The organism is Bacillus shivajii, assembly GCF_020519665.1.
Classification (GTDB): domain Bacteria; phylum Bacillota; class Bacilli; order Bacillales; family Salisediminibacteriaceae; genus Bacillus_CA; species Bacillus_CA shivajii.
This window is the reverse complement of the sequence record NZ_CP084703.1, coordinates 4128423-4150741: the sequence shown is the minus strand read 5'-3', so window position 1 is coordinate 4150741 and position 22319 is coordinate 4128423. Positions and strand designations below refer to the sequence as shown.

The window sequence follows — 22319 nt, the reverse complement described above, 5'->3', positions numbered from 1 at the left end:
GGTGAAGAACAGTGGCTTCAATGAAAGATATAAAAACGAGCATAACTTCAAAAAAGAAAACGAAACAAATCACGAAGGCGATGGAGATGGTTTCAGCTGCAAAGTTAAACCGAGCCCAATCTAAAGCAACTGCCTTTTTTCCTTATACGGAAAAGATTCGTGAAGTTGTTAGTAGTATTGCATCGGGGAATGGAGATACTGAAACGTCCCATCCAATGCTCGAAACACGAGATGAAATAAAGAAGACAGGATATGTCGTTATTACATCAGACCGTGGTTTGTGTGGTGCATATAACAGTGGTTTGTTACGTCAAACATTAAATTTAATTAAAGAGCGGCATCAATCAGAAGATGAATACGGAATCATTGTGATTGGGCGAGTAGGTCGTGATTTTTTCAAAAAACGCGGAATGCCAATTTATCAAGAGATCATAGGGCTTGCCGATCAGCCTGAATACTCGGATATAAAAAATATTGCTTCCACCACTGTTCAAATGTTTACGGATGAAATATTTGATGAAGTGTATATTCACTACAACCACTTTGTTAGTGCGATCAGCCAACAAGTGACGGAAACGAAACTCTTACCATTAAATGAATTTGATGGGAATGACGGTAATGATGAGAGTGCGACTACTAGATTAGACTACATGTATGAGCCGAATCCGGAAGTCATTTTAGAACAGTTATTACCACATTATGCAGAGAGCTTAATTTTCGGGGCATTGTTAGATGCTAAGGCAAGTGAATTTGGAGCACGAATGACAGCAATGCGTTCTGCGACAGATAACGCTGATGAAATGATCGACGGTTTAACGCTATCTTATAACAGAGCAAGACAAGCGGCGATCACTCAAGAAATTAACGAAATTGTCGGCGGTGCAGCTGCCTTAGAATAATAGCTCGAGTTGGTGAGAGTGAATACATACCCTCTCAAAGACAAGTGGTCAGATAGGAAGTAAGGAGGAAAGAAGATGAATAAAGGACGCGTCACTCAAGTAATGGGTCCGGTTGTAGACGTACAATTCGAACGCGGACAATTACCTGAAATTTATAACGCACTTAAAGTTCAACATAAAGCCGAAGCTTCTGGTGAAGTGGACATTGACCTTACGTTAGAAGTAGCACTCCACCTTGGAGATGATACTGTACGTACAATCGCTATGGACTCTACAGACGGAGTTATTCGTGGCATGGAAGCTATGGACTTAGCAAAGCCAATCTCTGTTCCTGTTGGAGATAATACATTAGGACGTGTATTTAACGTATTAGGGGATAACATCGATTTAGATGAAGCAATTCCAGAGGATGTTCGTCGTGACCCAATTCATCGTTCAGCACCAGAGTACGATGATTTATCGACAACAACTGAGATTCTAGAAACAGGTATTAAAGTAGTAGACCTTCTCGCTCCTTATGTAAAAGGTGGAAAAATTGGTCTTTTCGGTGGTGCCGGTGTAGGTAAAACCGTATTAATCCAAGAGTTAATCAATAACATTGCCCAAGAGCACGGCGGTATCTCTGTATTCGCTGGTGTAGGTGAACGTACTCGTGAAGGTAACGACCTTTACTACGAGATGAAAGACTCTGGAGTTATTACAAAAACTGCAATGGTATTCGGTCAGATGAATGAGCCGCCAGGAGCGCGTATGCGTGTTGCCTTAACTGGTTTAACAATGGCTGAATACTTCCGTGATGAAAAAGGTGCAGACGTACTACTTTTCATCGATAACATTTTCCGTTTCACGCAAGCTGGTATGGAGGTTTCTGCCTTACTTGGACGTATGCCTTCTGCCGTTGGTTACCAGCCAACACTTGCAACAGAAATGGGTCAACTTCAAGAGCGAATTACATCAACGAAAAAAGGATCTGTTACATCGATCCAGGCAATTTATGTACCTGCCGATGACTACACAGACCCTGCACCAGCGACAGCATTCGCTCACTTAGATGCAACAACAAACTTAGAGCGTAAGTTATCTGAAATGGGTATCTATCCTGCGGTAGACCCTCTTGCATCTACATCTCGTGCCCTTTCACCTGAAGTTGTAGGTGAAGAGCATTATGAAATTGCTCGTCAAGTACAGCAAACACTTCAAAAATATAAAGAATTACAAGATATCATTGCAATCTTAGGTATGGATGAGTTATCAGATGAAGATAAGTTAACGGTACACCGTGCCCGCCGCATTCAATTCTTCTTATCTCAAAACTTCCACGTGGCGGAACAGTTTACTGGTCAGCCAGGATCTTACGTACCTGTTAAAGAGACGATTAAAGGATTTAAAGAAATTATTGAAGGTAAGTACGATGACCTTCCAGAAGATGCTTTCCGTCTCGTAGGCCGTATTGAAGAAGTTGTTGAGAAAGCGAAGGAAATGCAATAGGAAGTGACTTATAACATGGTTAAATGCATGTTTTCCATGTTATGAACACTTCGTTAAAGGAGGAGGGTGAACCGTGAAGACGATGCAAGCAAATGTCGTCACTCCTGATGGCAGTGTATTTGAAGGACAGGTAGAAATGGTTGTCGCGAAAACTTTAGATGGTGAGATGGGGATTATGGCCAATCACTTACCACTCGTTTCGCCACTATCCATTGGTGCCGTTCGTATAAAAAAAGATTCAAAGGTTCAGCTCATTGCTGTCAGTGGCGGTTTAATGGAAGTTCGCCCTGACGAAGTAAATATATTAGCTGAATCTGCTGAACTCCCATCAGATATCGATGTAGCTCGTGCTCGTGCAGCAAAAGAACGTGCAGAGCGCCGCTTAGAGCAAGCGAAAAAAGATAACATCGATTTCAAGAGAGCAGAATTAGCTCTGAAACGTGCGATTAATCGCCTTGAAGTTTCAGATAGATAAATACCCTAAAAACACTCGCAGCAATTTGCTGGCGGGTGTTTTTTTGCAAGCTTTTCATTGATTCAACTTTGTTGTGAAATCAACACTAGACTTGAACAAAGCCTTTTTTAAAAGGTTGTTGCTTGAATCAATTTCATAATTTCGTTTTTTGTGCAATGAAACGAATGATATTATAAATTTATCATTAAGTGTACGTTTTATTTTGAAGTGAAGGTCACGCTCATTATTGGGAATTAGTTATCATATTTTGAGTTATGAAATTGATTCGCTTTTTACACGTTAGAATTTATAAAATTTTAGCTAAGAAGCAATTTCGGCGTAGTGAAAATTTTTATGTGTATAGTATAAGTGCAACTACGCCTTTGTCTTCGCCTAAAAGGCTCGCCAATCGGCGAGTTTTCTTTATAAATAGAAAAAAGTCGAATGTCTGCACGTTTCAATCCTATTTTAACAGTAGAAAAAACTTGCAGCACTTTTTGTGAAAAAATCTCCTATTCCCTCGGTAATTGGTGAAACATGTCCCTTTGAAATCTGTAGAATTCGACGGATCCTATTAATGATCTCCATAAATCTTCATAGAGAATCTTCAATGATCTACTTCAAAAACTTGTAACAAATTCTTTTTAAAATCAAGACATATTTATTTCAGATAATGAATTCAATAGTAAAGGAGGGACTTGTTCTATATAAATAAATAACGAGATGTCCAAACCGTGTTTCACAAAATATGTGAAAAGTTCATTTTTTGGACACACTTTTTAAACAAAGTTATTTATTAAGTTTGTTTATAGAACTGTTATATATATACCCCCACAACTGTTATAGTCTTTGTAAAGAAGACTAGATGCCAATTATAAAGGAGGAATGCTTGGAAATCTGAGCTGCTTCAAAGTGTCACTCATTGTCCATCTGAAAAAAATCACACAGATGAATTGGGAATAAAAACCATTCAGAATAAACAGATAATTTACTTAAGAATAACACAAGGAAAGTATGTATAAAAATAATGATTATTTGATAATATTTAATTTAATTAAATTTAGCGGGCTTGACTTCAAAAAAACTCTTTCATATCAACGGGTGTAAACGATTATGATTTATTGAACACCCAATTAACAACATAATCACTATAACAACGTTAGAAAACTGAGAATTCAGAATAATATAGACAATTTTTGATGTACTTTGTTATAATTTGGGTGTGAGTTGGAGTAACACAGTATCATGAAATGGAGGGGAGTGAACATATGGAACTGGGAGTTTATTATGACAGTTTGGTGTATGTCATTATCTTTATTTTGCTAGGAGTTGCGCTTCCAGTCGTAGCACTCACGTTTGGCCGGTTTGTTCGACCGAAAAATCCCTATAAGGAAAAATTGACGACTTATGAAAGTGGGATCGAGCCAACGGGAGATGCTCAAGTCAGGTTTCACGTCGCCTACTACATTGTAGCGATTGAGTTCATCATTTTTGATGTTGAAACCGTTTTCTTGTACCCATGGGCTGTTGCTTTAGATCAGCTAGGGTGGGTAGGTCTTAATGCAATGTTAATCTTCATTACGATTTTAGGATTAGGGCTTGCATATTCTTGGAAAAAGAAGGTGCTGGAATGGAACTAAAAGGGTTTAAAGATTTAGAACACTATGATCCGAGAGTATTGGAAGATGTAAAGAGGAATGTATTTTTTACGAAAGTTGAACAGTTAAAAGCGTGGTCAAGAACATCATCACTTTGGCCATTAACGTTCGGTTTAGCTTGTTGCGCGATCGAAATGATGGGAACCGGTGCAGCAAGATATGACTTTGACCGTTTCGGGGTCATTTTTAGAGCGTCACCTCGTCACTCTGATGTCATGATCGTAGCCGGAACTGTTACTTCTAAGATGGCACCTGTTCTACGAACTTTGTATGACCAAATGCCAGAGCCGAAATGGGTGATTGCGATGGGCTCATGTGCAACATGTGGTGGTCCATACAAAGAAGCGTATAGTGTATTGAACGGTGTAGACAAAATTGTTCCAGTTGATGTTTACGTTGCTGGTTGTCCACCAACTCCTCCTGCATTATTAGATGGTGTTGAAAAATTACGTGAGAAGATTCGCCTTGAAGCAAAAGGAGAGAAGGTGAGTCCAGAATGACAGAAGAAAAAAACAACAAACAAAATCAAGAACAAGAGGAACAAGAAGAAGTAGTTGAAGTGCATCCGAATCAGGAAGTTTTAGACATGTTCGTTGAAAAGGTAAATCACTTCCAAGGAGATGAAGTCGTCGCAGAAGCGAAGCTGAACTTTGATAAACCGATGATTATACTAGAAAGCTCTAATTGGTCTTTGAAACTAGCAAAATTCCTTCATGATGATTCCGACCTTCAATTTGATTTTCTCTCCTGCATTACTGGGGTTGATTACGATGAACATATGGAAGTCGTTTACAACTTTTACTCCACAAAATTAGATCAGTATTTATATGTCAAAGTAAAAACACCTCGTGAAAAACCGTCAGTTGTCTCAGTCGAATCGGTATGGAAAACAGCTGATTATTTAGAAAGAGAAACATATGACTTACTAGGAATAGACTTCCCTGGACATTGGAATTTAAAGCGTATCTTGCTTGAAGATGATTGGGAAGGTCATCCGTTAAGGAAAGACTACGTCACAGACAAGAAAGCCCTAGGCTTGGATTAGGGGGTGCTACGTACATGGCGATTAAAACAGAAGAAATGACGTTGAATATGGGGCCGCAACACCCAAGTACACATGGTGTTTTCCGTTTGCAAGTAAAAGTTAATGGAGAGACCATTCGTGAAGCAGAACCGATTATGGGCTATTTACATCGCGGGTCTGAAAAGCTTGCTGAAGGGTTTATGTATTCGCAGTTTATCCCTTACACAGATCGACTCGATTATTTAAATGCCATGACAAATAACTATATTTATTGTGCTGGTGTTGAGGAGTTGCTAGGTTGGGAGATACCTGAGCGCGCAGAGTACTTACGAGTCATTACGATGGAATTAAACCGAATTGCAAGTCACCTTGTTTGGTGGGGAACGTATTTACTAGATATCGGTGCATTAAGCCCATTCCTTTACGCGTTTAGAGACCGAGATTTGATTTTAGATCGATTAAATGAAATTAGTGGTGCTCGAATGACCTTTAACTACATGCGTATCGGTGGGGTGAAATGGGATGCTCCAGACGGGTGGATCGAAAAGGTAATAGAAACGGTAAAAGAAGTTCGTGAAAATATTAAAGAGTATGACACGCTCGTTACTGGAAATGAAATATTCCAGGCGAGAACGATAGGGGTAGGCAAGTTATCAAAAGAGGATGTTATTAACTGGGGGCTAACAGGACCAATCGCAAGAGCAAGTGGGGTCGGTATCGATTTAAGAAAAACAGAGCCATATTCGATATATGACCGCTTCGACTTCGATGTACCAGTACGTGAAGAGGGAGATGCTTTTGCAAGATATAAAGTGAGAATTGCAGAAATGCATGAATCATTAAAGATCATTGAACAGGCGTGCGATCAAATACCAGAAGGGGACATCATTCATAAAAAAGGAAAGCGATTAATGATGATTAAACCTCCTGCTGGAGAAGTATACAAACGCTGTGAAGCTTCAAAAGGTGAAATTGGTGTTTATATCATAAGTAACAAAAAAAATAAACCATACCGTGTAAAGCTTCGTAGACCATCCTTTGTAAACGTCTCGATCTTGCAAGATATGTTAGTAGGAGAGTCAATTCAAAACCTCGTTACGATTTTCGGAAGTTTAGATGTCGTTCTCGGGGAGGTTGATGCGTGATGGATTTACTAAGTATGATCCTTTACGCGGTCATCGTTCTTCAATTATTACTAGGGGCAGTTACGTTCGCGATATTATTTGAACGAAAAGTAATCGGCTATATGCAAATTCGAGTAGGACCAAATAGACACGGTCCTTGGGGAATGTTTCAAACAATAGCTGACGTAATGAAACTCTTGCTGAAAGAAGATATCATTCCGCAAGCGGTAGATAGAAAGATCTTTATTTTAGCGCCGGTCCTTTCATTTGCTCCTGCTTTTGGTGTTTTGGCCGTTATTCCATGGAGCGAAAACATATACGGCGCGGACTTAAATATCGGTCTGCTTTACTTTTTAGGGTTATCATCGATTACGATGCTCGGTGTATTAATGGGAGGATGGAGTTCAAATAACAAATACTCGTTATTAGGTTCTATCCGCGGTGTCGCTCAAATGGTAAGTTACGAAATTCCACTCGTCTTATCCGTTTTAGGGGTTGTCATTATTGCAGGCTCCTTGAATTTGAGAGATATCGTATTTTATCAAGAAAGCATGGGCGTATGGTTTATCGTCCCACAAATTTTAGCGTTTATCGTATATTTAATCTCTTCAATTGCTGAATTAAACCGATCACCATTTGATTTGCCAGAGGCCGAATCAGAACTTGTTTCTGGTTACCATACGGAATATTCCGGATTTCGCTTTGCTTTCTTTATGCTCGCAGAATACACATATGCTCTTGCGATTTCTGCGTTAGCAACGATTCTATTCCTTGGAGGCTGGTTAGGCCCAGCATTTTTACCAGGAATTGTTTGGTTCTTGCTTAAGATGTGTATCTTCATGTTCATCTGGTATTGGCTACGTGCAACATTACCACGTGCGAGAGTCGACCATTTAATGAAATTCGGTTGGAAGGTACTCATCCCGTTAGCGTTACTAAACATTGTTATAACGTCGATTATTAAAGTGTGGATGGGGTGATAAAATGTTTCGTTTACTAAAAGGTTTCGGTGTAACGCTGAACTATTTCAGAAAAAAGAAGTTCACCATCCAATATCCAGAAGAAAAAGTAATTATGCCTCAAAGGTTCAGAGGGATTCACCGTTTCTTCCCTGATAAATGTATCGTTTGTAATTTATGCGTTCAAGCATGCCCAACAGATGTCATCACGTTAACAGGGAAAAAGAGCGAAGAAAATCCAAAAAAGAAAGTGATCGATACGTACAATATCGATTTTCAAGGCTGTATTTTATGTGACTTTTGTACAGAAGTTTGTCCGACAGATGCGATTGTTATGACAGCGCGGTATGACAATTTGTGTACCTTTAATAGGTCTGAACATTTTAAAGATATAAAATGGCTTTCTGATAACCACATATATGGAAATTACGAAGAATCGGATCCAGTGCCGGAGCCTGAAGGAAGAGGTGAAGGTAAGTGAATGTCCACATGATCTTTTTTCTCATTTTAGCAATTGTTGCAATAGCTGGTGCGGTCTGCGTTCTCGGTTTTAAGAAGATTTCTCACCGTATTGTTTCGATGGCGTTTAGTTTTTTAGCGATAGCAGGTCTGTACTTCTTGCTTCGTGCTGAATTTATCGGGATCGTTCAAATTATGGTGTATGTTGGGGCGATTACGATCCTATTCATCTTCGGTATGATGATGACAGACCACAGAAATGTATCGTTTGGAGGCAACCCACGTAAAGTTCATAAATTCTTAAGCTTTATCGCTGTATCTGGTCTTTTAGGAGCAATGCTCTACGGAATAATAAGCATGGATTTGCCGGTAAACGAAGACCATTACATTGGTACAGCAGAAAGTATTGGACTCGAATTATACGGGAATTATATCATCGCCTTCATTGCTGTAGGGTTTTTATTAACAGCCGCCCTTGTGGGAGCGATTGTTATCGCGCGGAAGGAGGCTGAATAATATGGTGCCAATTACGCTGTTTTTAGCACTAGGAGCCATTTTATTTTGTATCGGATTATACGGAATTTTAACAAGACGTCATTTAGTCATAGTCTTAGTATGTGTTGAACTTATGCTTAACTCAGTCAATATTAATTTAGTTGCTTTCTCTAGTATTGGACCATTTGCCAATATTACAGGGCAAGTATTTACACTGTTCGTCATAACCGTCGCAGCAGCTGAAGCAGCTGTCGGTTTAGCTATCCTCATCGCGCTTTATAAAAATCGAAAGTCAATCGACATCATTAAACATGATTTACTGCGCTGGTAAGGATTTGAACACCATCTTTATGAGACTAAACGAAGAAAAGGTGATGGTATGATACAAAACGCCTGGTTAATACCGGTCTTTCCGCTAATCGCCTTCATCATCCTGTTGTTCTTTGGAAGAACGCTTAAACGGAATGCTTCCTACGTTGGAATAACAGCCTTGGCCCTTTCTTTCATTCTTTCAGTGATCGTACTGTTTGAACGGATTGGCGGAGAAACTTACACATATGTCGTTGAATGGATTACATTTGGCAGTAGTACAATTACCATGGGGTATGAAGTTACTCCATTAAATGCAATGATGCTTATCGTTGTAACTCTTGTAAGTTTATTAGTCCACATTTTCTCAAAAGAATATATGCATGAAGATGATAGAATCCATGTTTTTTATTCATATTTAGGATTGTTCTCATTTTCGATGCTTGGTCTCGTCTTAGCTCCAAACGTTTTACAACTATTTATCTTTTGGGAGCTAGTCGGTCTTTGTTCCTTCTTACTCGTTGGATTTTGGTACTTTAAGCCTGAAGCGGCAGCAGCGGCTAAAAAAGCTTTTTTAACGACGAGAATTGGGGATGTTGGACTTCTTATTGGTCTTGTTCTCCTCTTCAATGCAACTGGAAGTTTCGAATATGGAGAAATTTTTGCTGCAGTTGAAGCAGGGTTAGTCAATGATACGATGATTACGATCATCGCGATCTGTATTTTCTTAGGGGCTGTCGGTAAATCAGCACAATTTCCTCTTCACGTCTGGTTACCTGATGCAATGGAAGGGCCTACACCGGTTAGTGCGTTAATCCACGCAGCTACGATGGTAGCAGCTGGGGTGTACTTAGTTGGGGTCATGTATCCATTATTCCTAGCATCAAGCACAGCAATGACAGTCGTTGCATACACAGGGGCGATTACCGCGTTATTTGCAGCAACGATCGCACTTGTGAACACAGATATTAAACGAATATTAGCATATTCAACGATTAGTCAGCTAGGTTTTATGATGTTAGCACTTGGTACAGCCGGTTATGTTGCAGGACTGTTCCACCTTATGACACATGCATTTTTCAAAGCGTTACTTTTCCTTGGAGCAGGTAGTGTCATTTACGCTGTGCACCACCGACAAGATATTCGAGAAATGGGTGGTCTTTGGAAGCGAATGAAAGTAACGTCTGTAACCTTTTTACTTGGTGCACTAGCTATTGCAGGGGTCTTCCCATTTGCTGGTTTCTGGAGTAAAGAAGAAATTTTAGCAGCAGCTTGGTTAAATGGTGACGCCTTACTATTTACAATGGCTATTGTTACAGCGTTTATGACAGCTTTCTATATGTTTAGACTATTCTTTAAAGCCTTTACAGGTGAATTCCGTGGCGATCATGAACCACATGAAAATACGAAATTAATGACAATGCCGTTAGCGGTGTTAGCATTTTTAGCCGTTACTGCAGGGCTTGTAAATGCACCGTTTGCAGGGTATCCGCTAGAAGGGTTTCTAATGCAAGGTTTAAACATTGGCGGCCAACCTCACGGTGAACTATGGTTAGCGGTTCTTTCATTAGTTGTTGCAGGTGGAGGGATTCTCCTTGCATGGGCGATGTACTATAAAGGATCCATTTCACCAGATGCCGTTTCTGGAAAAGCTCCGGCTGTCCATAAATTATTATTAAATAAATATTATATGGATGAGCTATATGCAAAAGTGTTCGTTCGTCCGACAGTCGCAATTGGTAAAGTATTATGGGAGCTTGATCGATACTTTATTGACGCGATCGTAAACTTCGTTGGACGCTTGACAAAAAATACAGGGCGAACATTTGGAAAACGTCATGACGGTCAGCTTCAGACATATGGCCTTGTGACGATCATCGGAGGAATAGCGATCATTGCTCTTGCCTTCGTGTTAAGGGGGTATTTAGGATGATCCCAAATATTCTATCAATTCTCGTGTTTTTACCACTCATTGTGGCGCTGTTTATCTTAACCATTCCAAAAGAGAATCAAAATGTCATTCGTTCATTAGCAGTAGGAACCGGTGTCATTACGCTTGTCTTATCACTTGTTATCTGGCATGGATTTGATCGAAGCTATTCAGGATTACAATTTGAACAATTTGTTCCGTGGATTGATATCGGCTTTCTTCAATTAAACTATGAATTGGGTGTTGACGGTCTTTCAATGCCACTTCTCGTATTAACGACCGTCGTTACGACACTATCAATCTTTGCATCCTTTTCTATTAAGGAACGAGTAAAAGAATTTTACGTTTGGATTCTCGTTCTTCTTACAGGGATGCTCGGTGTATTTGTTTCTTTAGATTTGTTCCTTTTCTTCTTATTCTTTGAGCTAACGCTAATTCCAATGTTTTTCATTATCGGAATTTGGGGTGGAAAAGGGAAGGAATATGCATCATTTAAGTTCTTAGTCTATACAGGGCTTGGAAGTGCGATCATGTTCATTGCCTTTATTGCGATGTACTTAAAAGGCGCAGAAGCGATGAATTTCCAAGAAACATCCTTTAGTATGATCCGCTTAGCGGAAATTTATGCGAATCCGGCAAACCCAGAAGCATTAACAGCTACATTTAAAGGCGGGTTATTCTTAGCCTTATTCGTTGCTTTTGCCGTTAAGCTACCGATCTTCCCGTTCCATACGTGGTTACCAAATGCACACGTTGAAGCACCAACTGCTGCGAGTATGATTTTAGCAGGTGTGTTATTAAAAATGGGTGGTTACGGTTTATTAAGAATCGCATTTGGTATTTTGCCAGATCAAGCAGCTCGATTTGCAACTCTCATTGCAATTCTTGGTGTTATCAACATTATATATGGAGCATTGCTCGCACTCGTTCAAACCGATTTGAAACGACTTGTTGCCTTCTCGAGTATTAGTCATATGGGTATTGTTTTACTCGGAGCTGCATCAGTTACTGTATCAGGAATGCAAGGAGCGATTTTCCAGCTCGTCTCGCACGGGTTCATAGCTGCCTTACTATTCTTTATGGTCGGTGCTATTTATGAACGAACAAAGACAAGAACGATTTCAGAACTTGGCGGCTTATCCAAATCAATTCCTATACTTGCAGGTTTTATGTTAGCAGCCGCGATGGCGTCAGTTGGCCTTCCAGGGTTATCAGGCTTTGTCAGTGAGTTGTTAGCATTTATCGGTATCTTTGGTGCACCGGCTGAAATTATTCCAGCAGCAACATTAATTGGTGTGATCGCAGGACTTGGAATCATTTTAACCGCAGCATACCTCCTTTGGGCAATGCAACGCACAACATTTGGAGAAATGAATGAGAAATATAAAGGTCTCCAAGATGCAAGGCCAATGGAATATATTCCGATGGTAGGACTATTAGCATTAAGTCTCCTTATTGGAATTTACCCGAACATCTTAAGTGACGTCATCAACATTACAGTAATCGACTTCGTGTCGAGGATAGGGGGTTAAAGACAATGTCAGCTTTTGATGCCAACTGGTCTTTAATGACTCCGGAAATTGTTTTTGCTACTCTGGCGCTGATTATCTTTACAATCGACTTTATGACTGGGATCCATGGGAAAAAGCCTTTTATTGGGCGTTTAAGTATCATTTCCCTTTTAATCACGATCGTACTCGTGATTTTGACAAATAATCAAACAGCTAGTATTGCTGATATGTTCTATATTGATGCGTTTGCGATGATCTTTAAAGTCATTCTCCTCTCAGGAGTAGCGCTCGTTATCGCAATAAGTATGTACTACTTAGACCGTAATGAAGATGTCTATCAAGGAGAATATTATTCACTTATGCTCTTTGCAGCGTTAGGAACGATGATTATGGTCTCCTCAGCAGACTTAATTACGCTATTCATCGGTCTAGAGATTCTCAGTATTTCTTCGTACTGTTTAGCCGGGTTTAAAAAGCATACGAAGAAGTCAACAGAAGCTGCTTTAAAATATGTGATTTTAGGTGGAGCAGCGTCAGCGTTTATTTTATACGGAATGTCATTCCTATATGGATTAACAGGAACGACAAGTCTTGTAGAGATTGGGCAAGTAATGCCGACTCTATTTGAAGAATATACGTTTATGGTCACACTTAGCTTATTATTTATGTTAGCAGGTTTTGGCTTTAAAATTGCCATCGTTCCGTTCCATATGTGGGCTCCAGACGTATATGAAGGGTCACCGACTCCGGTTACAGCATTTTTAACAGTTGTTTCCAAGCTTGCAGCATTTGGGATCATCTTACGCGTCTTCTTCGTAGGATTTGGCTCAGTATATACAGAATGGGCTTTCATTTTCGCAATTTTAGCGGCTCTGACAATGATTGTCGGAAACTTTATCGCTTTAACACAAACGAATGTAAAAAGACTTATGGCTTATTCTGGAATTGCGCAGGCGGGATATATACTCGTTCCAATTGCAGCTGCTTTAACGTTAAATACAACACTAAGTATGGTGGCATTTTACGCTGTTGCTTATGTACTAATGACATTAGGTGCATTTGCGGTTATTACGCTTGTTACAGAAAAAGCGGGAAGTGAAGACATCACAAGCTTTTCAGGGCTGTATCGCCGTTCACCGTATATGGCCATTGCCATGACCGTATTTCTCGTCTCACTCGGCGGGCTACCACTTACAGCTGGATTCTTTGGCAAAGTATATATTTTATACGGAGCTGTCACAGCTGATATGCTATGGCTTGCAGTGATCATGATTGTTACAAGTATCGTTTCGTTTTATTACTACTTTGGGATCATCAAGCAAATGTTCATGCGTGAACCAAAAGAAAGTGATAGAGAACTTCAAGTACCTACTGCCTTATCAGCAGTTGTTACCGTTTCTCTTGTGGGAACGATTCTTTTAGGAATCTTGCCAAACTTGTTAACGAATTACTTTAACAACATAGGCTGGATGGCAATGTTTATGTAAAAGATTTGTATGACGGACAGAAAAAGTCCCCTGCTTACGCACTATTTACTGAGTGTGTTAGTGGCGGGGCTTTTTTTATGATCAGACTTGGCGATAAGCTTAGTATAAAAAGCTCAGGGGAGGCACTCGATTTTTTCAAGGCACTAAATAAACTTTGGTGTTAAAAATGTTTGAAAAAATTAAATGGAGGAAAGAAATCTCTCAAGAGTGGCTGTTGAAAATAAGTACTAACAAAGTAGCTCTGTAAGAAAATTGAAGTTTTTTCTTGGAGTAGGTTTACAAGCAAACATCTTGGGTTATGTACTTAAATACAAAGTCGATTTGAGCTCATTCGACAGCAACAAACAAATATCCTCCATATGCAACAAACAGGAGTATAATCCTACAAAATTAGGGAATTTAACCATAGCATTTTCAGCCACTTTTATGTATCATTAAGTTTGTCCCCGTTTATTCATTTAAGGTTAGCCCTTTTTAACAAATGAGTGGTTAAGCAAAATGGTATAAATGAGGGGAGATAAAAAAGTCGTCGTAAACATTGAAGCTGTTACGAATGTATGTGGAGGGGTTAAAATGCTTGAGTCTATGGGTCAACAGGCATTGTTGAGTATTATTGTTAACTTATTAGTGCTTATCGTTGTCTGGTGGTCAATCCAGTCTTTTAAGTTCGATTTATTTTTAAAGAACCCAGAAGGGGTAAAGGCAAAAGCATTTATAGTTTTATTTACTCTTAGTATTACCCACTTAGTAAGCAGCTTCTTACTCAATTATTTGAATTGGTCTATGATGCTAAGACATCTGTTTTAACAGAAAAAGTAATTACACCATGGTTAGTCGCTCTTGTCATTAATTAGTGGATACTTCCATGTATGTCTTTTTCCTAAGAGGCAACAATTTAAATAAGAAATAGTCGTTGGAAAGAGCGTCTTGGGAGAAGGTAAGAGGAAATTTCATTTATCAATTTAGAGTTGGTATTTATTAGCGATTCAAAAGTCGACCTAATGAAAATGAGGCACATTTATCCACTGATGTGACAAAAAAACGCATAATAGAATGTAACAATTCACAGAACGGTTGTTCGTCAACAGTGCACTTATTTATATCGTCATTGTATGAAGAGTGATTTCTTTTAGCAAATGAACTTTATAAATATGCTGAGCAACGCATAACATCTCTTAAATAGTTGACGAAAAGCAGATGATCTAGTTTGGCAAGAGTCGCTAAACTGAGATGCAACTTAACTGCTTCAAAAAAAAGTGGCAATTTTGCACTTTTAAGTGAAACAACCATCACTAAAAAGCGTATATAATATATGAAGCTTCGTTTATTCCCGTACCTAATAGGGAAACCGCGTTCTCCACTCTGTTCGCCACGGGTAAATCGCTGCATACAATCCATCGATCCGTTGAAGGGACAGTAGCAGGAGGCAATGGCAAACAGGCATTAATGAACGAGCAACAGAAATTGTCACAGACTTTGAGGCTGATTACGTTGAACAACTTCTCGAGAAATCTTTCGTTTCATTATCAGCATACACATCTTTTTTGGTTAATTCAATTGAAACGAACGGACAATCGATGAAATTAAAGTAGCATTAAGAGAAGAATTACGATTGGGCGGCGAAATAACCGTTACAATTGGCACACCAATTATTACGACTGAATATTAATAATATAGAATATGGACGCGGAGGGGAATACTTTGGAAAAAATCATCGTCCGCGGTGGCAGGCGCTTGAACGGCACTGTCCGAGTTGAAGGAGCTAAAAATGCCGTTTTGCCGGTCATCGCTGCATCCATTTTGGCCAGCAAAGGGAAGAGCACAATATATGATGTACCACCACTTGCTGATGTATACACAATCAGCGAAGTTTTACGAAATTTAAATGCAGATGTTTCTTATGAAAACGGTCAGTTTTCTGTTAATGCAGAAGGTGATCTAAACGTAGAAGCACCGTTTGAATATGTTCGTAAAATGAGAGCATCATTTTTAGTGATGGGCCCTTTATTAGCACGTAAGGGTCATGCACGTATCGCTTTACCTGGAGGATGTGCAATTGGTTCAAGACCAATTGACCAACACTTAAAAGGCTTTGAAGCAATGGGAGCCGAAGTAGAAATCGGTAATGGATTTATCGAAGCAAAAGTTAAAGATCAGTTATGTGGCGCAAAAATTTATTTAGATTTCCCAAGTGTAGGGGCCACGGAAAACATTATGATGGCAGCAACAATGGCAAAAGGTACAACGATCATTGAGAATGCAGCAGAAGAGCCTGAAATTGTTGATCTTGCCAACTATTTGAATGCAATGGGAGCAAAAGTACGTGGTGCAGGTACTGGCACAATTCGTATTGAAGGTGTAAAAGAACTAACAGCAGCAGAGCACACGATTATTCCTGATCGAATTGAAGCGGGAACGTTTATGATTGCAGCTGCAATCTCCGGAGGAAATGTACTCATTGAAAATGTTCTACCAGAGCATTTACGTCCATTAATTGCAAAAATGACAGAAATGGGTGTCATCATTTTTGAAGAAAGTACCGGTCTACGTGTCATCGGACCAGAAAAGCTTAAGGCAACCGATATCAAAACGATGCCGCACCCTGGTTTTCCAACAGATATGCAATCACAAATGATGGCACTAATGCTATGTGCTGAAGGCACGAGTGTGATTACTGAAACAGTATTCGAAAACCGTTTTATGCATGTAGAAGAATTCCGTCGCATGAATGGAAACATTAAAATTGAAGGTAGAACAGCAATTATTTCTGGACCAACTGAACTTCAAGGTGCAGAAGTATCAGCTACAGACCTTCGAGCTGGTGCAGCACTTATTTTAGCAGGACTCGTTGCAGACGGTTATACACGTGTCACAGAATTAAAGCACGTGGATCGTGGCTACGTAAACTTTTCAGGTAAACTGAAAAACTTAGGTGCAGACATTGAACGCGTGTATGAAGAAGAGCATACTGAGTTAGAAAACCTTGAAGCACCAGCACCATTGAAAATGGATCCAAACTTTGCTTAATAGTGAAAATGTAGTATAAAAGTTACACCTTAAAACCCCTTGATCATCAAAAGGTTGCGATGATCAAGGGGTTTTAATATATGGTTATGAAATTTGACGGAAATAGCTATCTAGGGTGAGGATACAAGCAACTTTTGAGTGAATACTTGCAACTAGGTTGAGAATACAAGCAACTTCAGAGTAAATACAAGCAACTTTAGTGTAAATACAATCAACTAGGGCGAGAATACGAGCAATTTCAGTTTTTTCCGTCAGAGAAAGACCAACACGATTGATTCCATTTCACTCAATTTAATTTGCTCTAGTAATTCTATTAAAATCTAGTATATTCTTCTCTCTTTTTGTTCTAACTAGTAATAGACGTTCATAGATATTGTTGTATAGAGCGTTGAACAAGCACCTTGAGGAGAGGAGATCATAAGTGATGAAACAGCTAGTATTTTTTACACTACTATTAATGGTTGTCTTGTTAGTTATTCCATCAATATTAGTTGTAGCTTTTCAAAAAGATGAACCGGGACTGTCAACATACGAGAGGGTTAATGATGAGGAACCTGAGCCAGTTATAATGGGAGAAGCTGAAGAGGTAGAGTATATCTCTGTTTTTAGAGCTGAACAAGAAATCATTGAGGATGTTCCATTTGAAGAATATATAGCTGGGGTAGTCGCTTCTGAAATGCCTGCTACTTATGAAATGGAAGCATTAAAGGCACAGGCGCTTACTGCCCGCACGTATATTATTAAGCTTTTGACAACCGGTACAGATATTAATTTACCGGATGGAGCAAATGTGACAGATACTGTTATGCATCAAGTATATAAAAATAAAGAAGAGTTAATAGAGCGCTGGGGATCAGATTATGAATGGAAGATGGCGCGTGTAAAGCAAGCTGTCTACGAAACTGGAGGAAAGATCATCACATATAATGGTGAGCCAATTACTGCAGCTTATTTTTCGACGAGTAACGGTTATACGGAAAACTCCGAAGAATATTGGAAGAATGAAATTCCTTATCTACGAAGTGTAGAAAGTCCTTGGGATAAGTCGTCGCCTCGTTATGCAGGTGAAAAAATCCTTTCAGTACAAGAATTCGAAAAAGAATTGAATGTAAACATTAATAATGGTCCTCCAGGAGAAATCATGAGTAGAACCACTGGTGGAAGAGTGGCAGAAGTAAATATAGGCGGTATAGAATTTACAGGTAGAGAAGTGAGAGATTTACTAGATCTTGATTCAAGCGACTTTGATTGGGAACGACAAGGGAATATGATTCGAATTGAAACAAGAGGTTGGGGTCATGGCGTTGGAATGAGCCAATTTGGTGCAGACCAAATGGCAAAGGATGGGTACGATTATAAGGAGATTATCTCTCATTATTATCAAGATGTAGAAATTGATGAGGCAGAAGATGTACTTGGGCTTATCATTGCACATAAAAATCGTCCAACTGAAGAAAATGGTGAAGGTGATGGAGAAGAACAAGCATTTGCAAACTAACTTTGGAAACTTTGGTGGTAAACAACCATGCTAATGATTTACACTTGATGCCCACAAAATGTATTGTTGCTTTAGATAAGGATGGAAGCACCTTGCAAAGCGAAAGTTAGTAGCTTCTACTTTCAAAAAATTTTATTGAAAATATGTCTCTTTTTAATACGTAAAATGTATTTTCAGGATAGACTTCCATGCTTATTTTATTGGTAGCGCCATAAGACATGAAAAAATTTTTTCATTTTGAAATATGTTAGACAGTTTGTGCGAGACTCTGACGGGAACAGCACGAGCCGAAGTTCACCCTAAACAAACTTAGTGAGTTTTGGGAAGCCCGTGCCGTGCCCGTGGCAAAGGAGACACCATGAAAGTGAACGAAGTGAAACTTGAATGGATGTCGCGCTTGTGCCTAGAGGTGAAAGCGAGCACATAAACTGTCAAACTGAACCACTAATTTTCAGGGCAGACTTTAAGACAAAAAAAGTACGAAATGGATTAGAAAGGAATCAATTTCCAAATTCCGTTTTTGTGCAATTCAACAAATGATATTATTAATTTATTATTAAATGTATGTGTTATTTTGAAGTGATCGTAACGAAAGGCGGAGACTCCCAGAGGATCAGCGACGAGCAATACTTCTTCGAACTGCTCCGAGCTGCGACGAGTAACCGCAGGAGCACTGTTTATCTGTGACGAGTAATCGCAGGAACAACGACGAGCAATACTTCTTCGAACTGCTTCGAGCTGCGACGAGTAACCGCAGGAGCACTGTTTATCTGCGACGAGTAACCGCAGGAGCAACGAGCTGAAGATCCACTTAGGCGAAGAGTGATCGAGCCTAAGTTAGCTGAAGACCCATCGGGAAAGCGCCCGTCTGAAGTGGAGTTCACGCCCATCATTTTGAATTTGGCATCATGTTTTGAGTTATGAAATTGATTCGAAGAAAGAAAATTTTCAAAATAATGTATAAACTCCTCGTGATTTGATCAGAATGGTTGCTGAGGTGGTGATCAAATGAATCATAACGAGGAAAAACAAGCTTCCAAAAGGGAGCCATTACAGGCGAAATTGAAACGTCTAATGAAAAAGCGTTGGGCGGTGCCCGCACTTTATCTAACACTAGCAGCAATCTTTTTGACAACATTCTTGTGGTTAACTGGTACTAGCGAAGACTTAGCAGAGGATCAAAGAGACTCAGAGTTTGATATAGATCAACCTGGGGACGAAGATCAAGCATTAACCGATGAAGAAGAAGCGGTTCCAGTTACAGCAAGCAATGAAGTGTTTGAAATGCCAGTGTTAGACGAAAACGAAGTTTCTGTTGTTGGTGAATTCTATGACTACGAAGCTTCTGCAGAAGATCAGCAAAATGCCCTTATTCGATACAACAACTATTACTATCAAAATCGAGGCATTGATCTATCTTCAGAAGAGGGTGAAAGCTTTGATGTAATCGCAGCAATGAGCGGTACAGTTGTCAAAGCAGAAGAAGATGCCCTATTTGGAAATGTTGTTCACGTCGAACATGATGAAGACATTGTTTCAATCTATCAAAGTTTAGAAGGTGTTCAAGTAGAGGTAGGACAAACTGTAAAGCAAGGCGATGTTATCGCACGAGCTGGTCGAAACCTATACAACAGTGACGCAGGGATTCACTTACACTTTGAAATCAGAAAAGAAGGTGTACCAGTAAATCCACTAGATTACATGGAACAACCAATGTCATCTTTACCTGAGATTGAACCAAATCAAGCTGCTGATGAACCAGGATCAGAAGAAATGCCTGAAGAGTCAGAAGCAGATAAACAAGAATCATAATCAGTGAAGAAAAAAAGTAGATTGAAAAAAACTAATAGCACTCCCGCCCATAACAAAACTGTCAGGACTTAACGTCTTGGCAGTTTTGTTTTTCCTGTGTGAAAAAAGGATACACTAAACGATTCAATGAAATTATTTTGTGTCCGAGCATATAAATCTATTTAGGAGTAGAACGAAGTACGTGAGTTCTTTGCCATTATGTAGTCTGGTGCCAATGTGAATGAAAATAAGAAGAGGAGTCGCCAAGAATCGTTCATAGAACCTTTGTTTAGAAAAACAATTAAGTAAAAAGTTCACCTACATTTACTCGATTAGCATGAGTTACTTGTATTCTCACTCTAGTTGCTCGTATTCTCACTCGAGTTGCTCGTATTCTCACTCGAGTTGCTCGTATTCACATGAAAGTTGCTCGTATTCACATGAAAGTTGCTCGTATTCTCACTCGAGTTGCTCGTATTTTCCACTCGATTTGTGATCTAACTCCCACTTTCTTTACTCCTGTTATTTCTTGAATATTTCGTCTTTTTTTGTACAGATCTTCGTTTTTAGGCATATCTAAGGATTTCCCCTAATAAAATTTAACAAACCTTACCACAATGAAAGGTCGTTCAAGGAGATTGAGGAGGGTCACAAGCAACCTGAATTTAACGAGGAACGCAGCTCAAATCAACACGATCAGTCAACGTATAGGTGTGCTGTCTTTCTTCGTCTTTTTGAACTCCAGAAACACTAGGGAGGCGAGAGGTGTGCACGATTACATCAAGGAGAGAACAATCAAGATAGGCAGGTACATCGTAGAGACGAGGAAAACAGTGAGAACAATTGCAAAGGAGTTTGGCGTTTCAAAAAGCACTGTCCATAAAGATTTAACAGAACGCTTGCCGGAAATTAATCCAGAGCTGGCGAATGAAGTGAAAGAGATTTTGGATTACCATAAGTCGATTCGCCACCTTCGTGGAGGAGAAGCGACGAAAGTGAAATATCGCAAAACAGATGTTCAACCAGACAAAACAGTAAAAACGAAAGTGTAAAAATTCATGAATTCCTCCCACTTTTTTCTGACAAATTATGATAAAATGATTCATTAGATACAACTTATATGTAGAAACGGATAAAACTAAAGCCATAAGGCGAATCAGTTCAGGGAGGATATCAAAAATGCTTGGAAGGGATATTGGTATTGATTTAGGTACGGCCAACGTACTGGTTCATGTTAGAGGAAAAGGCATTGTTCTAAATGAGCCGTCAGTTGTGGCGATTGATACAACGACAAAAAAAGTTTTAGCTGTAGGGAAAGAAGCATTCCGTATGGTAGGAAGGACACCTGGGAACATCGTTGCTGTTCGTCCATTAAAAGATGGTGTCATTGCTGACTTCGATACAACAGAATCAATGTTAAAGCACTTTTTAAGCAAGGTGAAGGTAAAAAGCTTATTTGTAAAACCGAGAATCCTAATTTGCTGCCCAACGAATATCACCTCAGTTGAACAAAAAGCGATCCGTGAAGCTGCTGAGAAAAGCGGTGGTAAAAACGTTTACCTTGAGGAAGAACCGAAAGTTGCTGCCGTAGGTGCAGGGATGGATATTTACCAACCGAGTGGGAATATGGTGGTAGACATTGGCGGTGGAACCACAGATGTTGCTGTATTATCAATGGGAGATATCGTCACCGCCTCTTCCATCAAAGTTGCAGGGGATCGCTTTGACAGTGAGATCCTCAACTACATTAAGAAAGAGTACAAGCTCTTAATTGGTGATCGAACCGCTGAAGATATAAAGCTTAATGTAGGAACGGCATTTGAAGGTGCACGCGATGCAGAAATGGACATTCGAGGAAGAGATATGGTATCAGGGTTACCAAGAACGATTACAGTGAATTCTGATGAAGTTCGTGGAGCCTTAGAAGAATCTGTTTACCATATCGTTCATGCTGCAAAGAACGTCCTTGAACAGACTCCTCCAGAACTATCTGCAGACATCATTGATCGTGGCGTCATTTTAACAGGCGGCGGGGCTTATTTGCACGGCATTGATCAGCTGTTAGCAGAAGAATTGAAAGTACCTGTTTTTGTAGCTGAAGAGCCGATGGATTGTGTTGCAAACGGTACGGGAATTCTACTAGAAAACTTAGATCGTGTACAAAAGCAAAAAATTAAAGTGTAAACCTAGTAAGTGGGACAAGCTT

The 22319-nt window shown here is 39.6% G+C and carries 22 protein-coding genes; all 22 read left to right on the top strand.

The annotated features are described in order from the left end of the window. Window positions 1-11 precede the first annotated feature (11 nt). The 22 genes from atpG (at window position 12) to mreB (ending at window position 22297) form a co-directional block, all read left to right on the top strand. Entirely contained in the window at window positions 12-899 is an 888-nt protein-coding gene (gene atpG / locus LGQ02_RS19930) for an ATP synthase F1 subunit gamma (protein WP_226516024.1), read from the top strand. A 75-nt stretch (window positions 900-974) separates the two neighbouring features. Further along, a complete protein-coding gene (gene atpD / locus LGQ02_RS19925) occupies window positions 975-2387 on the top strand; it encodes a F0F1 ATP synthase subunit beta (protein ID WP_226516023.1) in 1413 nt (470 codons plus the stop codon). Window positions 2388-2460: 73 nt separating this feature from the next. Beyond that, window positions 2461-2862, top strand: coding sequence for a F0F1 ATP synthase subunit epsilon (locus LGQ02_RS19920; RefSeq protein WP_226516022.1), 402 nt, complete (start codon window positions 2461-2463; stop codon window positions 2860-2862). A 1247-nt stretch (window positions 2863-4109) separates the two neighbouring features. Then, on the top strand, window positions 4110-4481 hold the full coding sequence (locus tag LGQ02_RS19915) for an NADH-quinone oxidoreductase subunit A (RefSeq protein WP_226516021.1): 372 nt from the start codon (window positions 4110-4112) through the stop codon (window positions 4479-4481). Continuing rightward, window positions 4472-4999, top strand: coding sequence for a NuoB/complex I 20 kDa subunit family protein (locus tag LGQ02_RS19910; RefSeq protein WP_226518387.1), 528 nt, complete (start codon window positions 4472-4474; stop codon window positions 4997-4999). Before LGQ02_RS19915 ends, LGQ02_RS19910 begins: the two co-directional genes overlap by 10 nt. Then, window positions 4996-5544: an NADH-quinone oxidoreductase subunit C gene (locus tag LGQ02_RS19905; RefSeq protein WP_226516020.1), complete on the top strand. Its 549-nt coding sequence runs from the start codon at window positions 4996-4998 to the stop codon at window positions 5542-5544. The genes LGQ02_RS19910 and LGQ02_RS19905 overlap by 4 nt, the downstream gene beginning before the upstream one ends. Before the next feature lie 14 nt (window positions 5545-5558). Further along, window positions 5559-6668: an NADH-quinone oxidoreductase subunit D gene (locus LGQ02_RS19900; RefSeq protein ID WP_226516019.1), complete on the top strand. Its 1110-nt coding sequence runs from the start codon at window positions 5559-5561 to the stop codon at window positions 6666-6668. After that, the gene (gene nuoH / locus LGQ02_RS19895) at window positions 6668-7627 is read left to right on the top strand and encodes an NADH-quinone oxidoreductase subunit NuoH (protein ID WP_226518386.1); all 960 of its coding nucleotides are present in this window, start codon (window positions 6668-6670) and stop codon (window positions 7625-7627) included. Before LGQ02_RS19900 ends, nuoH begins: the two co-directional genes overlap by 1 nt. A gap of 4 nt (window positions 7628-7631) precedes the next feature. Then, window positions 7632-8087, top strand: coding sequence for a NuoI/complex I 23 kDa subunit family protein (locus LGQ02_RS19890; RefSeq protein WP_226516018.1), 456 nt, complete (start codon window positions 7632-7634; stop codon window positions 8085-8087). Beyond that, window positions 8084-8581, top strand: coding sequence for an NADH-quinone oxidoreductase subunit J (locus tag LGQ02_RS19885; protein ID WP_226516017.1), 498 nt, complete (start codon window positions 8084-8086; stop codon window positions 8579-8581). Before LGQ02_RS19890 ends, LGQ02_RS19885 begins: the two co-directional genes overlap by 4 nt. A 1-nt stretch (window position 8582) precedes the next feature. Beyond that, window positions 8583-8891, top strand: a complete 309-nt coding sequence (nuoK, locus tag LGQ02_RS19880; protein WP_226516016.1) for an NADH-quinone oxidoreductase subunit NuoK — start codon at window positions 8583-8585, stop codon at window positions 8889-8891. A gap of 48 nt (window positions 8892-8939) precedes the next feature. Next, complete coding sequence (nuoL, locus tag LGQ02_RS19875) at window positions 8940-10802, top strand: NADH-quinone oxidoreductase subunit L (RefSeq protein WP_226516015.1); 1863 nt, start codon at window positions 8940-8942, stop codon at window positions 10800-10802. Beyond that, the gene (locus LGQ02_RS19870; RefSeq protein WP_226516014.1) at window positions 10799-12331 is read left to right on the top strand and encodes a complex I subunit 4 family protein; all 1533 of its coding nucleotides are present in this window, start codon (window positions 10799-10801) and stop codon (window positions 12329-12331) included. Before nuoL ends, LGQ02_RS19870 begins: the two co-directional genes overlap by 4 nt. Before the next feature lie 5 nt (window positions 12332-12336). Continuing rightward, window positions 12337-13797 (top strand): NADH-quinone oxidoreductase subunit N, encoded by a 1461-nt coding sequence (locus LGQ02_RS19865; protein ID WP_226516013.1) that lies wholly within the window; start codon window positions 12337-12339, stop codon window positions 13795-13797. Window positions 13798-14370: 573 nt separating this feature from the next. Continuing rightward, window positions 14371-14604, top strand: a complete 234-nt coding sequence (locus LGQ02_RS19860; RefSeq protein WP_226516012.1) for a DUF1146 domain-containing protein — start codon at window positions 14371-14373, stop codon at window positions 14602-14604. A gap of 635 nt (window positions 14605-15239) precedes the next feature. Then, window positions 15240-15389 (top strand): YwmB family TATA-box binding protein, encoded by a 150-nt coding sequence (locus LGQ02_RS21555; RefSeq protein WP_404802437.1) that lies wholly within the window; start codon window positions 15240-15242, stop codon window positions 15387-15389. Between the two features lie 20 nt (window positions 15390-15409). After that, window positions 15410-15466 carry a hypothetical protein gene (locus LGQ02_RS21550; protein WP_404802436.1) on the top strand — a complete coding sequence of 19 codons (57 nt, stop codon included), beginning with the start codon at window positions 15410-15412 and terminating at the stop codon, window positions 15464-15466. Between the two features lie 32 nt (window positions 15467-15498). Continuing rightward, window positions 15499-16824, top strand: a complete 1326-nt coding sequence (gene murA, locus LGQ02_RS19850; protein WP_226516011.1) for a UDP-N-acetylglucosamine 1-carboxyvinyltransferase — start codon at window positions 15499-15501, stop codon at window positions 16822-16824. A 424-nt stretch (window positions 16825-17248) separates the two neighbouring features. Continuing rightward, window positions 17249-18322 carry a stage II sporulation protein D gene (gene spoIID / locus LGQ02_RS19845; protein ID WP_226518385.1) on the top strand — a complete coding sequence of 358 codons (1074 nt, stop codon included), beginning with the start codon at window positions 17249-17251 and terminating at the stop codon, window positions 18320-18322. 1008 nt (window positions 18323-19330) lie between these two features. Further along, window positions 19331-20134, top strand: coding sequence for a stage II sporulation protein SpoIIQ (locus LGQ02_RS19840; protein ID WP_226516010.1), 804 nt, complete (start codon window positions 19331-19333; stop codon window positions 20132-20134). A 746-nt stretch (window positions 20135-20880) separates the two neighbouring features. After that, window positions 20881-21165: a sporulation transcriptional regulator SpoIIID gene (gene spoIIID / locus LGQ02_RS19835; protein ID WP_226516009.1), complete on the top strand. Its 285-nt coding sequence runs from the start codon at window positions 20881-20883 to the stop codon at window positions 21163-21165. A 127-nt stretch (window positions 21166-21292) separates the two neighbouring features. Next, complete coding sequence (gene mreB / locus LGQ02_RS19830; protein ID WP_226516008.1) at window positions 21293-22297, top strand: rod shape-determining protein; 1005 nt, start codon at window positions 21293-21295, stop codon at window positions 22295-22297. Window positions 22298-22319 lie beyond the last annotated feature (22 nt).

Excerpts from the sequence above, each read along its gene's own strand:
- nuoH (WP_226518386.1), top strand. The coding sequence starts at position 6,668 with ATGGATTTACTAAGTATGATCCTTTACGCGGTCATCGTTCTTCAATTA.
- LGQ02_RS19840 (WP_226516010.1), top strand. The coding sequence starts at position 19,331 with ATGAATCATAACGAGGAAAAACAAGCTTCCAAAAGGGAGCCATTACAG.
- LGQ02_RS19865 (WP_226516013.1), top strand. The coding sequence starts at position 12,337 with ATGTCAGCTTTTGATGCCAACTGGTCTTTAATGACTCCGGAAATTGTT.
- mreB (WP_226516008.1), top strand. The coding sequence starts at position 21,293 with ATGCTTGGAAGGGATATTGGTATTGATTTAGGTACGGCCAACGTACTG.
- LGQ02_RS19860 (WP_226516012.1), top strand. The coding sequence starts at position 14,371 with ATGCTTGAGTCTATGGGTCAACAGGCATTGTTGAGTATTATTGTTAAC.
- LGQ02_RS19870 (WP_226516014.1), top strand. The coding sequence starts at position 10,799 with ATGATCCCAAATATTCTATCAATTCTCGTGTTTTTACCACTCATTGTG.
- nuoL (WP_226516015.1), top strand. The coding sequence starts at position 8,940 with ATGATACAAAACGCCTGGTTAATACCGGTCTTTCCGCTAATCGCCTTC.
- spoIID (WP_226518385.1), top strand. The coding sequence starts at position 17,249 with ATGAAACAGCTAGTATTTTTTACACTACTATTAATGGTTGTCTTGTTA.
- LGQ02_RS19910 (WP_226518387.1), top strand. The coding sequence starts at position 4,472 with ATGGAACTAAAAGGGTTTAAAGATTTAGAACACTATGATCCGAGAGTA.
- LGQ02_RS19905 (WP_226516020.1), top strand. The coding sequence starts at position 4,996 with ATGACAGAAGAAAAAAACAACAAACAAAATCAAGAACAAGAGGAACAA.
- nuoK (WP_226516016.1), top strand. The coding sequence starts at position 8,583 with ATGGTGCCAATTACGCTGTTTTTAGCACTAGGAGCCATTTTATTTTGT.
- atpD (WP_226516023.1), top strand. The coding sequence starts at position 975 with ATGAATAAAGGACGCGTCACTCAAGTAATGGGTCCGGTTGTAGACGTA.
- LGQ02_RS19900 (WP_226516019.1), top strand. The coding sequence starts at position 5,559 with ATGGCGATTAAAACAGAAGAAATGACGTTGAATATGGGGCCGCAACAC.
- LGQ02_RS19915 (WP_226516021.1), top strand. The coding sequence starts at position 4,110 with ATGGAACTGGGAGTTTATTATGACAGTTTGGTGTATGTCATTATCTTT.
- LGQ02_RS19890 (WP_226516018.1), top strand. The coding sequence starts at position 7,632 with ATGTTTCGTTTACTAAAAGGTTTCGGTGTAACGCTGAACTATTTCAGA.